The organism is Amycolatopsis sp. NPDC043885, from assembly GCF_056435685.1.
The window spans coordinates 281,539-293,707 of the sequence record NZ_JBWKEA010000009.1; the positions used below are offsets into that span (position 1 = coordinate 281,539).

Genomic DNA, 12,169 nt, shown 5'->3' on the forward strand with positions numbered 1-12,169 from the left:
TTCGCCCGCGGCCGTCCAGGAGCCGGGACTCGAGCGAAGACCTGCGACAGGCAGGTACATCGCGGGCCCCGGCGGCACGGCGCCGGTCGGCCCGGTGATCGTGATGACGGCAGTCGGCGCTCGCAACGTCCGTGCCGGGCCGAGCACGCCAGGACACCGAGCACGCGGTCGCGACCAGGAGCGCCGGCGGTGCCGCCAGGCCGAGCACCGAATGCCCCGCCCGGTTCATCAAGGACGGGGCGATCCCAATGCCATGTAGCTTAAGTTGATCTTGGATGGGGGTCTTGATCGTAAGCGGTGAGGATTGCCGCAGGTCACGCGCTCGGTTGCCCTGGCCGACAGGAGCCGACTGCGTTCACGAGGGGGTCGTGAGTGGCGTTTCGGGTTAGAACCCGAAACGCCACTCACGACCAACCCGACCCGCGACCAGGGCCGAAGGCGCCCTTCGTCGCATCAGGCGCAGCGAAGGGAGCCTTCACCTCACCCGTCAACATCGTCCAAGATCAACTTAAGCTACGTGACATTGGGGCGACCCCGGCGCCGCGGGCGAGCGACCACCACGATCATGACTCCGGTGACGATCGCACCGGTGCGCAGCAGGAACGTGACCGTGCGCGCGGCGGTCACCGGGGGGAAGTCGCCGACGGCGTCTTCGACCAGGGGACACAAGGGACAGGGCGTCTGGTTCGACAGGCGTTCGCACGGACCGCGTCACCTCGACACCTCGCACACGGACCTCTCCCTTGCGCAGTTTGGCGCAGTCGCTCGGCCAAACGAGGTGACCGGGTAGAGTTCGCCGTCGGCGGGTTCGCCTGTCGTCATGGGCGCACGGGTTAATCGCGAACAGTGTTCCTTCTTGCGGAATATTTCACATCGGTCAGTGACGACTATTCGCCATGCGGATATCTTTAGCTGTTCATGGAATTCTGCAATGCTACTGAGGTCATATTAAAAATTGGCCGATACGGGAGGAGTAATGCTGATGAAATGGCAAGTTCGCGGCCGTTCGACCGTCGCGCTCGCGGCTGGTTTCGCGCTCATGTCGGGCGGGTCGGCGCTGGTGGCGCCAGAGGCGGCGGCTGATCGCAAGGACCTGGGGGAAATCAGGGTGTGCAAACAGGTTCGCGGTTTCGAAGACGTGAAGGGGAAGTTCAGATTCATCATCCGTCAACCTGGCGAAGGAAAGATCGCGGAGTGGCTGTTGCGCGGCTGGGAGTGCCGCTCGGAGTCAAAGCTTGCTGTTGGCAGTTATCAGGTGAGGGAACGGGACATGCCCAAGAACTGCGAGGTCGTCAACATCAGGGTGCAGGGACCTTTCGAGCGCATCAATGTGAAGAGAGCTACCGCCGTGGTCAAGGTTGTGAAGGACAGGGTCACCACGGTCACCTTCGTCGACCACTGCCGGAAGGATTAGCCGCGGTCCGCGAGTTCCCGCCGGTGGGGACTCGCGGCATCACATGGTCGATGGACCGCGGTGCCAAGGCTGGTCCCCGCGGGGTCGAAGGCGGGGGAATTACCATCGGGTCCACTCCGAACCTGGGACGTCCGCCGCGGGACCGGAGTGGATCCGCGCGCGAGAGCCGGAGGTCAAAGATGTCTGCTGGCCGCTTCGACGTCGATGGACGAGTCCTCGCCGTGATCAGGTGGCCGTGACCACGTGTCTGCAAGGGTTTCAGCCTCTCCGGGGTGACCGGTTCCTCGTCGGTGCCATCAGCCGGCGGGGCCTCGTAGGGGAAAATGATCAAGAATCTGAATGCGCTGGCCGGATCCGTCTTGGTGCCTGGCCATTGGAATCGCAGCTCCAGGCAGTATCACCGTTTCCTGCATCCAACCAGGTATGCATTATTCTTGATGGGAAGCACTGGACCTTCTGTTGAACGACCGCCGGTAATACACTTCTCGAATGCGCAGCAGATCTCGAACCGTCGCCGTGGTCAGCGTAGCTGTCACACTGGCGATTGTCCTGGTGGTGATCTTCAAGCTCGGACGCGGGCCTCAGGAATCGTCCAGGGGCCTCGATCTGGCCCCGCATATCTCGTCCTTCGTCGCCGGACTTGATGCAGAACGGCCGTATCGGTCACCGAATGTGGCTGAACGCCGTGCTGGGGCCGATGGGTTCACCGCGCTCCTCGACCGCGGGGAGGCGACCGGATCCCGGCTTGACGAGCTGGGATTTTCCGTTCATGACGGTGTCGACTCGGCGACCGGCCGAGGTTACACGCTCGTGATGAACGAACCTGAATCCGAGCGTGCCTGGGGCGTCTACCTGATCGATCGTTCAGCACCTCCGTCGATCGTTGTCGAGGTACCGCATCCCAACTCGGACCTGCGCACCGAACAGATGGGATTGTCCTACTTCAGAATGGTCCCCGGTGCGGTGCTGCTGATGGCGGGAGCTCACCGGCGCGCCGGTACACAAGCAGATGTCGCGCATCGGGAGAATTCCATGTTTCACGCCATCGCCACGGAATTGGCCGAACGCGGGTACGGTCAAATTCAGCTCCACGGATTTCACGACTCGAGCCAACCCGGCAAGGATATCGTGCTCTCCACCGGGGCGGCCGAGGTCGATGACATGGCGTTGGGCGTGGCCGATCGGCTGACGGCGGCCGGATTCGCGCTGTGTCATGCCTGGACTGAATCGTGTCGCGGCCTCGAGGGTGACACCAATGTGCAGGGAAAGATGGCGGCTGCCAAACGCACGGCTTTCGTGCATATCGAGGTGAATAGCACAATTCGCGCCGACGAACGCGGCAGGGAGGCCGTTGTAAGCGCCCTTGTCGCCGCACGTACTGCGAGGTACTGAACGACGGACACCCCCTGCCCCAGGAGGACACCCGCGTGCCCCAACTGGCGGAGTGAGGGCGGCTGACGTCGTCGACGGGCCACGGAAGCAGGCCCGTGGCCTCGCTGAGTGCACCCGTACCACCTCGGTGTGTGACGGCGAGTAGTGGTCATTGTCGAGATTCCGCCGACGATTCCTGTAACCAGGGGCCAGAGAACCAGGTCATCATGCGTTGACGCAGTCGACCGACGGATGACAAAGGAGGGCGGACGTGCCGGGCGGATGAAGGCGATGCAGCCTGCAGTCGACGCCCGATCCATGTTCTCTGTGTTTTCTTGGAAACGAGGGTGTTATGCAGGCCCATTTGAATCCGCTGGCTGGTGGTGTTCTACGCAGCCGCTCGTGTCTGTTTCTGATAGTGCTCAGCCTCCTCCTCACCATGATCGTCGTAGGTGGAGCGTCGGCAGAGCAGTCCGCCGCCACTCGTGCGGACAGGCTCGCGAGTGGCGGCGAGCAGTCGCATCGCGTGACCTTGCTGACCGGTGACGTCGTCACCTACTTCGAACGTGCAGGTGGCCAAGCAGGAGTGTCGATCGAGCCGGCTCCTCGGCCCGGGGAGCCACCCATCTTTCAGACCAGGACCGATTCGGACGGCTTCTCTGTGATCCCCTCGGATGTGGAGCCTTACCTGGTATCCGGTGCGATCGACCCGGAGCTGTTCGACGTCAAGGAACTCGTCCGTCAGGGTTTGACCGATGCCAAGACCGGGAAGCTGCCGGTGATAGTGAGCTACGGGAATGACACACCTGCTGAGGTCGTCGCCCACCAGGCGGATGCCTTTCCCGCGAGCGACCGGACGCTGACCCTGCCCACCATCAACGCGGCGGCCGTGAAGGTCCGCCGCGCCGAGGCGGGAGCGTTCTGGCGGGCGTTGGTCGGCCAAGGTGGTAACCCAGAGGCGTTCAGTGGTGACGTGAAGATTCGCCTCGACCGCAGGGTCAGGGTGAACTTGGACGAGAGCGCGGCGCAGATCGGTGCTCCCCAGGCTTGGCGGGCAGGACTCGACGGCAGCGGCGTCACCGTTGCGGTGCTGGACACCGGTATCGACGCCGCGCACCCTGATCTGGCGGGCAGGATCGCGGGTTCGCGGAACTTCACCACGGACCCGGACACGAATGACGGGTACGGCCACGGCACGCATGTAGCCTCGATCATCGCCGGATCGGGCGCGGCGTCGGCGGGCAAGTATCGCGGCGTGGCCTCGGGGGTGAAGCTGCTCAACGCCAAGGTTCTCGACAGCGCGGGCTATGGCGAGGAATCACAGCTCATGGCCGGTATGGAGTGGGCGGCTCACTCCGGAGCACGAGTGATCAATCTGAGTCTCGGCGCGGGCCCTTCGGCCGGCGGTGACCCGCTCAGCGAGATGGCTGACAAGCTGACCGCGGCGACCGGTGCGCTCTTCGTGGCCGCCGCGGGCAACTCGGGCGGGATCGCCATGGTGGAGACTCCGGCGGCGGCGAGTACGGCGCTCGCGGTGGGCGCTGTGGACAAGGCGGACAGGCCGGCCCAATTCTCCAGCAAGGGGCCGCGGCTGACCGACGCGATGGTGAAACCCGAAATCGTCGCGCCGGGCGTGGACATCGCGGCTGCCCGCGCCGGCGGAACCGACATCGGGGAACCGGTGGGTGAGCGTTACACGCGGCTCTCCGGTACGTCCATGGCCACACCGCATGTCGCCGGAGCGGCGGCCATTCTCGCCCAGAAGCACCCGCAATGGCGGTCGAGCGAGCTGAAGGCGATGCTCACCTCGACGGGTAAGGACGTCGGTGTCCCCTGGTATGAGCAAGGCGCAGGCCGAGCCGACATTCCCAAGACACTGGCGAGCACGGTGCTCGCACCGTCGGCGATCTCCTTCGGACGCCTGCCCGGTTCGGCGGGTAGCGCGAAAGCGAAGCGTCCGGTGACCTACACCAACCTCTCCGACCGCGCCGTCACGGTTTCGCTCGAAGCTTCCGTAACGACGTGGAAAGGCGAGCCGGTGCCTGCCGGCATGGCCACGCTCGATTCCGACACCCTCGTCGTGCCCAGCGGCGGCAAGGCCACGGCCACGGTGACGATCGATCCCACCGTCGGCGGGGGATCAGGTGCGTATGGCGGTGTGGTCAGGGCGAAGGCCGCTGATGGCAAGGCTGACGTCAGGACACCGATCAGCTTCTACAAGGAGCCCGAAAAGGTCCCCTTGACCGTGAAGATGATCGACTCCCAGGGCAAAGCGCCTGGGGCGCAATCACTGACCGTCGTTCGTGACGACTACGACTGGAGCAATTGGAAGAACAACGATCCGTTCCTTCCGCCGGTCTACTCGGTGACGGTGAAGGGAGGCACCGGCACCATCTCAGTGCCGCATGGGCACTATTCGGTGACGGCCACGATCGCCGAGCGAAGGGGTCAGACGCGGCGTGCCAGCCTGCTTGTCGCGGCCGGCGTCCCTGTTCACAAGCCCAGCACCGTCGCCCTGGACGCGCGCGCCACAGTGCCGATGCAGATCCAGACCCAGGAACTCACCGACACTCGAGAGCGGTTCACCTCGGTACATCGCACCATCCCCGGCGCGCCGGTCGCTTTCGCGAGTGGTGTTCTCACGTCCGGAACCGGATGGAAGATGTTCGTCACACCGGCCACCCCGGCCGGGCATGGAACAGTGGGGTCACAGGACTATCTGACGCTAGGCCAGGCACTGGTCAGCCTGCGAGTCCGAACGCGGGCCGGCGAGCAGATCCTGCGTCCCGAGTACGATCCCGCCGCGGTCGCCGGCGAGTTCGTCGGCGAGCGGCAGGTGGCGGTGCCGGCTTCGATGGCAACGTCCGGCTTCGAACCCACCAAGGTCCTGGGCATGCTGACCGGTGGCAAGGTTCTGCTGTCACTGGACCGGCCGGAAAGCGACCGGCTTGAGCAGTTGATCCGCGGCGGTGATGCCGTCCTTCTGCTGAGCAGCCGGAACCAGCCGGAATACATGTACAACGTCTACTTCCGTGATCGGAACGGCGTGCCCGCGCAGCATGTCAACAAGGTCGATCGTCGGCGGATGTTGGCCATCGACACCCGCTATCACGGCGACCGCGCCGATCTGGTGTACCGGAAGAGGTGGTTCGCCTTGCCCACGGACGGCCCGTCCAGCATCGCGCTCAGCGGGACCCAGTTCCAGGGTCAGGGCAAATGGACGGAGTACGTCGGGCCCGCCGACGACACGGTGTTCTGGAAGCGGTACGTCACTCAGATGGCACCGGGTAAGGACGGCGTGCCGGACTTTTCGACAACCTTCACCATGATCGCGGAAAACATCTTCGCGAATGCCGGACACGCCCCAGAGGAAAGATGGTTCCAGTCACCGATTCGTGGTGGCGCGGCAGACCACAACCCAGGCGCCTTCCCCGTACTGTGCTCGCTGTGCCGCGGCGATAACGGAGAGTTCTTGCCTGCCGCCCAGTGGATGGATTCCACGCCGGGGCACTATAGCGAGCCCTGGCAGTCCGGGGAGTACATCAGTAAGGTCACCTTGCGTCAGGGTGGTGAAGAAATTCCTGCCATGCGGCGCCCGGATCTGCCCATCCCCCTCTTCCCGCTCGACAGACGAACGGGGATCTTCCGGCTCGATTCGGAGGAAACCGTGCCGGACCGTCCGGTGTTCGGCTGGCCGAACAAGGCGGTGCACCGCCTGACACCGCGGATCAGTACGGCATCGACGTTCAGGTCGGCTCCCCCGGAGGCAATCCCGCCCGGGTATGGCTGCCTCGACGACTGGCGGAAATGTAGCTACCAACCGCTCATCACCATTGGTTACCAGCTCGGGCTTGATCTGCTCAACCAGGCGCCGGCCGGCAAGCTCCATGTCTTCGACGTCACGGCTGGACACCATCACGGTGCAGAGGGAGCGGGCCGCATCAGCGAGTTTCGGCTCTGGTACTCGACGAATGACGGCGCCAAATGGGACCGAGCGGAGGTGGTTCGTTCTGCTGACGGCCGCTATTCGGTACGGATCACGCATCCGAGGCTCGGTGAGACATCGGGGTTCGTCTCGCTTCGTGCTGAAGCTTGGGACACAGCCGGGAATCGGATGAGTCAAACTCTCGAACGGGCGTACGCGCTTACGGAACACCCCGCTCCATAGCACCACTGTATCCGGTCGCCGCGCGATGGAGACGTGATCCTCCTCGCGCGGTGACCGGTGTGCTGAGACCCGGCGAACATCTAGAACTGGAACACCGGCCCAGTGCTGATGCGGAGAACGCACTGGTTCCGGTAGGTGTGGCTGAAATACACCGGCGTACCTCGCCACTCGCCCATCGCGGTGACCTTTATCGGAGCGTAAAGTCCGCTACAGGGCTTGCCGGGCTTACCGGGTAGCTTGTCAAGCTCACCACGGGCGACATCGATATCATGGCAGGCGCCGGTTCCGTAGGGATGGTTGCCGCCGGTCGGGTCGCAGTACAGGTAACGAGTGCGCGCGACCGACCCGGTCGGCTCGTCGGATACCTTCAGTTCCATTTGTATGAAATGCTTCGACCGTTGAGGCGGTGGTTCGGCCACGGTCGTGGCACCGGCGGTCCCGGTGTGTGCGATAAGGATCATGGCCAGCAAAGGCCAAAGAGCGTGTTTGTAGATCACTTCGAATCTTCGCCTTCTTCCCGTCCACGTGTTCACGCTTGACGATCGGATGACACTCGCGCAAGGGCATGCTGTCTCCAGTGCCTCGCCTCCACTATGTTTCGCGGTGCGTCGGCGGATCTCACGCGATTAACTCGGATGTCCTCCGCCGCTTGCACCGTACAGTCGAACGGGCGCGTGGAACGAGGGTCCTAAGGCCCTGGCCTTTTCGTTCAGGTAACGTTAGCGTTCCTTCATGAAGCGTTCCTGTCTTGTATGCGGACGCTCGTGGAACAAATACGTTGGCTGAAATTCTCTGTACGGGAGCGATCGTTGATGCAGGTCTGGGATCACCTTGACCTGAGGAGTGTTGCGGCGGTTGGGGGGACGTCATGACCGCCTCGCCCAGTACCTACTGGCGGGAGTCCGCCAAATTGCGCGGGTTTTTGATACGGGTAGCGGCGAGCAGATGTTCCCCGTCCGGCGATCCGGAAGACATCGTGCATGAGGCGCTCGTTCGCGGAGCCTGCTATTCCAGCCTCGATATGGAGCGCCTGCAGCAGTTTCTCGTCACCGTCGTGATCAGATTGTGCATCGACGAAAATCGCCGCACCGCGGTCGCTGTGCGAATGGCCAGGGACCGACGGTTGTTCCCAGCGAGTTCACAGGATCCTTCCGAGTCCGTATGCGACAGGGCTGAGGCGCACTGGCTCAGGCGCCGACTTGACAACTTTTCGCCGCGCGACCGGAAGTTGGTGTCGATGGTCACGGATGGCTTGCCCCCTGCGGAGATCGCGAAAGTGCTGCGTACCACCCCACAGGGAACGTACTCGGCGCTCTATCGAATTCGCCGTCGTATCAACAACTGCTACGAGTGCTAGAACCTGGATCGTATTCGCGAGCGCTTCGGCTGTGAATCTTCTTGAACGTAGTTCAAGCCGGCGTGGGACGAAACATCCTGTTGTGCCATTCGAGTGACGGTGCGACGCGCCCAGGTAGTGGTCACTGAGACGTTGGCAATTCACATCCTACTCAGAGGATGTAATCGAACCACACGATCGGGTGTTGTGTGAAATTTGGGGTCGCGCCAGTATTGCATCACGTTAAGCGTCGGTCACGCGCTGACGGCCAGTTGGGCGAGATTGGGGGATGATCGAAGCTTGGGCTCGTCACTCTGTGATGCAACACCTTCTTGCGGTTTGTCCCCATTGCGGGCGGTCCGGCTATTCCGGGCTTTGGCCGGCCGGGGGCGCGGTGTGCCTTGATAGCTACCTGGCGAGTGAGATCGATCGGCTGGAGAATGCCGGTTCCGCGCACGATGGCGAGGGTCGCGCCGGTGGACAAAAGGTTGTGATACATGGGATCAGCGGAAAACAATTCAGCTACTCGTGGCCGGTCGGAGCGGAGAGACATCACATCGACCGGGCAACGGCTATTGGCTCTTGTCACCGGGGCGACGGACGGTATCGGGGAAGCGGTGTCGCATCGCCTCGCCGGGATCGTCGACACACTGCTGGTACACGGTAAGTCGGCTTCTCTGCTGAGCGCACTCGCCGCGGAGCTGGCTCCGGCGCATCCCGGCACGAGTATCGTCCCGGTCTTGGCTGACCTGCGCTCCTTCGCTGACGTACGGCGTATGGCCGCCTCGATCCGGTCCACATTCGACCACATCGACATTCTCGTCAACAACGCCGCGACCGCGGGTCAGCACCCACGTGCGCTGACCGAGGATGGTAACGAGTCGATCTTCCAGGTGAACTATCTTTCTCCTGTGCTCTTGGTGGCCGAACTCTACGATCTGCTGCGGGCGGCCCGTTGTTGCCGTGTTGTCAACGTAGTCTGTGACATACATCGGCAGGCGAGGACGATAGGCCTGGGATGCGTAGACGGCCGGCGCTATCATCCCTTGCTCGCCTATGCGCAGTCGAAGTTCGCCTTGGCGGTGCACACCGCATCGCTGGCGTCGGCCTTCGCGGGAAGTCGATGCACGGCAGTTTGCCTTGACCCTGGCGTCACCGAGACCAAGTTGCGGCGAAAGTTGGTGGTGCTTCCGGGAGGCGTGGTTTCGGAAGCGGCCGACAACGTGCTGTACGCCGCCACGATGCGGACGATGCCACACGAGTTCTATTTGGAGGGAAAGGAGATCGTGCAGCCGGAACCCGAAATCCTGCGTGCTCCCGTTCAGCGGGCGCTCGAAGAGATGACCGAGGATGCACTCGGCAGGCGGCTTCCCTGGGGGGAAACAACTCAGGGGTGCTCTTCGGCCTGCTACTGACGAAACCAGTGTTTCTCTGAGGAAGTGCCGAGTGGAACAGTGCTGCTCCACATGTTCCACCCGGCATCCCTCCTCAGTCGCTGTACGCCAGCGACTATTCCACACTCCCAAGTGGCGATTCCGTCACCACTCCCTGCGTTGCCGTAGGTCCTATGATTCTGGATGAACACGCGAACCGTCAATCTCGACCGGTGGCGTATTCTGGCCAGTTTCGACTTCCCGCCAGTTTTGTCGTCGGATCGAGCTGGGGTAAGCGAGAGGATCGACTCATGCTTGAGATCGTAGGCTTGGACGCTGCCGCACAGACCGTATATGAGTTCCTCGTCGACAGCCCGCCGGTCACTTTCGAGGATATCCGTGATCAGACCGGGCTCGGCGGGGAGCAGCTTCGGCGGCTGTTGGACAGGCTGGAAGCCCTCGGTCTTGTCGCCCGCACGGAGAACAGACCGCCGGCGTTCATGACACCGGCTCCCGATGCCACGCTTGAAGTGCTGCTCCTCGAGCAACAGGAGCGGATCAAGCGTGCGCGGATCTATGCCGAGCAACTCTCGGCTCGCAATCTCCGCACCGCTGCCGGCTGGGAGCCCTCCGAACTGGTCGAGGTCGTCACCGGTGCGGACGCGGTCGCTCAGCGGGTCGAACAGTTTCTCCGCGGTACCAGCAATGAGATTCGCTTTATCGACAAGCATCCATACGTGGTGGCGCCCAAGGTTCTCGCTCCGGTCGAGGCACAGATGCTGGAACGGGGCGTCGTGTTCCGTGCGCTCTATGACACGGCCGGACTGGCGACACGTAGTTTGCAGACCGAGGTCGAACCTGCGATCGCGCGAGGAGAGCAGGCGAGGGTGCTTCCCGAGGCGCCGGTCAAACTGATCTTGTCGGATAACCGCCGTGCCATGCTGCCACTTCAGTCGGATCCGACAATGGTCGAGAGTGTCGTCATCGTTCATCCCTCGGCTCTGCTGGACGCACTCGGTGCGTTATTCGAGGTGCTATGGCGATCGGCGGCTCCGCTGTCGGCAGCGGAGCGGGGGGACATCTCCGCGGACTCGATCAGCGCCGAAGATCTCCGTCTCATCGGTTTGCTGACGGCCGGCCTTCCCGACCAGGCCATCGCGCGGCAACTCGGGTTGTCCTACCGCACGTTCCAGCGCAGACTGGTCTCCTTGATCGAATCACTGGGTGCCCGCACCCGATTTCAGGCCGGCCTTCAGGTTGCCTTCCGTGGTCTGGTTCCCAACCCGGTTGCGGACGACGGCACCCAGCGATCCACATCTCAAGCGCCAACGGATCGCTGAACCCCTCCGTGGTGAGGTTCAGGACCTGGCCGGCGCCACAGTGCGGAGAAAGTCGATCACCACCGGAGCGACGGTTTCCATGTCTTCGGTGTGTGGATAGTGCCCGGCCCCCTGGACCATCACGACGGTCGCCGGACCGCCGAGGCGGGTCGCGGTGTTCTGCGCCTCGGCGGCGGGATCCCGGAAGTCCGGATCATGGTCACCCATCAGAACGAGCGTGGGGCAGCTGACCTGGCTGAGTGCCTGCTCCGCAGAAGCCCGGCTGCTCCTGAGCATTTCCCTGGCTGCCGCGAACCGGCCAGGCTCGGCCATGTTCTCCGCCAGCTCCTGCCGGCGCTGCTCGAAGTTGGCCGGTTTCTCGAAGCCGAAAAGTTTGGGCCAGTAGGACATCCACAAGGTCTGTCCCAGCCGGGGCAAGTTCGCCAGCCGCATCATCGCCCTCTCGGCCGCGCCGAGCTGCACGTCACGGACGACGGCGCCGCTGAGAATCACCCCGGCGACCAGCTCGGGCGCCTTGCCGGCGGCGATGACGGCGGCGCCCCCGCTGAAGCCGTTTCCGAGTAGTGTCACGGTATCCGCATCATGCGCGCGGGCGACGGCGAGCAGGTCATCGGCGACGTCATCGGCCGAGTAGGACTGCCAGCCGACGCTCGAATCACCGTGCCCACGCAAGTCGACCGAGATCACCTTGAATCCGGCGGACGCCAGGTCGTCGGCGAGATAGGTGAAGGTACTCCTGAGATCGCCGAGGCTGGGGGAGCACACCACGAGTGGCCCTTCCCCGGTAACCGTGCAGGCGAGCCTTCCGTCGGGCCGTTCCACAAAACCGGTAGTGCTGCCGTTCATGAGAGCCTTTCGAAGAAGGTGCCGCCCGGCGCCCGAACCGGCAACCGGGCGGCACCATGGGGTCAACGCCTGTCGCGGATCAGCAACCGAGGGTCAGATACTGATCGAGGCGCAAGAGCTCCCCGGTCAGCTCTTCGGAGACGCATCCGCGGTCGAGGTGGACCGTCCCGACCAGCCCGCCCAGCCGTACCCCAAGGTCCACGCCGCTCGCGGTAACGGAATCCGGCCGCGGTGCCGCGGCGACGGTCGCAGGAGCCACGAAGGGGATGGCGATCGCGGCCGCGGTGATGAGCAGAACCGAGAAGATTCGACGCACGCTGG

General features: G+C 63.6%; 10 protein-coding genes. 6 read left to right on the forward strand and 4 right to left on the reverse strand.

Going from position 1 to position 12,169, the window contains the following annotated elements:
- Positions 1-513: 513 nt before the first annotated feature.
- Positions 514-669 carry a hypothetical protein gene (locus AC069I_RS26165; protein WP_478227744.1) on the reverse strand — a complete coding sequence of 52 codons (156 nt, stop codon included), beginning with the start codon at positions 667-669 and terminating at the stop codon, positions 514-516.
- A 313-nt stretch (positions 670-982) separates the two neighbouring features.
- On the opposite strand from AC069I_RS26165, the gene AC069I_RS26170 reads away from it, so the two are divergent.
- From AC069I_RS26170 to AC069I_RS26180, 3 genes are all read left to right on the forward strand, one after another.
- On the forward strand, positions 983-1,414 hold the full coding sequence (locus tag AC069I_RS26170) for a hypothetical protein (protein WP_478227745.1): 432 nt from the start codon (positions 983-985) through the stop codon (positions 1,412-1,414).
- A gap of 489 nt (positions 1,415-1,903) precedes the next feature.
- A complete protein-coding gene (locus tag AC069I_RS26175) occupies positions 1,904-2,806 on the forward strand; it encodes a hypothetical protein (RefSeq protein ID WP_478227746.1) in 903 nt (300 codons plus the stop codon).
- A 331-nt stretch (positions 2,807-3,137) separates the two neighbouring features.
- Positions 3,138-6,953 (forward strand): S8 family peptidase, encoded by a 3,816-nt coding sequence (locus AC069I_RS26180; RefSeq protein ID WP_478227747.1) that lies wholly within the window; start codon positions 3,138-3,140, stop codon positions 6,951-6,953.
- A gap of 80 nt (positions 6,954-7,033) precedes the next feature.
- Here the strand turns inward: AC069I_RS26180 and AC069I_RS26185 are convergent, their stop codons facing one another.
- Entirely contained in the window at positions 7,034-7,450 is a 417-nt protein-coding gene (locus tag AC069I_RS26185; protein ID WP_478266576.1) for an SSI family serine proteinase inhibitor, read from the reverse strand.
- Positions 7,451-7,821: 371 nt separating this feature from the next.
- Between AC069I_RS26185 and AC069I_RS26190 the strand changes: the two genes are divergently transcribed.
- The 3 genes from AC069I_RS26190 to AC069I_RS26200 all read left to right on the forward strand — a co-directional run bounded on the left by AC069I_RS26190 (position 7,822) and on the right by AC069I_RS26200 (position 11,002).
- Positions 7,822-8,310: a sigma-70 family RNA polymerase sigma factor gene (locus tag AC069I_RS26190; RefSeq protein WP_478227749.1), complete on the forward strand. Its 489-nt coding sequence runs from the start codon at positions 7,822-7,824 to the stop codon at positions 8,308-8,310.
- 476 nt (positions 8,311-8,786) lie between these two features.
- On the forward strand, positions 8,787-9,704 hold the full coding sequence (locus AC069I_RS26195; protein ID WP_478227750.1) for an SDR family NAD(P)-dependent oxidoreductase: 918 nt from the start codon (positions 8,787-8,789) through the stop codon (positions 9,702-9,704).
- 269 nt (positions 9,705-9,973) lie between these two features.
- Entirely contained in the window at positions 9,974-11,002 is a 1,029-nt protein-coding gene (locus tag AC069I_RS26200) for a helix-turn-helix domain-containing protein (protein ID WP_478227751.1), read from the forward strand.
- 18 nt (positions 11,003-11,020) lie between these two features.
- Here the strand turns inward: AC069I_RS26200 and AC069I_RS26205 are convergent, their stop codons facing one another.
- Both AC069I_RS26205 and AC069I_RS26210 read right to left on the reverse strand, forming a co-directional pair.
- The gene (locus AC069I_RS26205) at positions 11,021-11,848 is read right to left on the reverse strand and encodes an alpha/beta fold hydrolase (RefSeq protein WP_478227752.1); all 828 of its coding nucleotides are present in this window, start codon (positions 11,846-11,848) and stop codon (positions 11,021-11,023) included.
- 79 nt (positions 11,849-11,927) lie between these two features.
- On the reverse strand, positions 11,928-12,164 hold the full coding sequence (locus tag AC069I_RS26210) for a hypothetical protein (RefSeq protein ID WP_478227753.1): 237 nt from the start codon (positions 12,162-12,164) through the stop codon (positions 11,928-11,930).
- Positions 12,165-12,169: the final 5 nt, after the last annotated feature.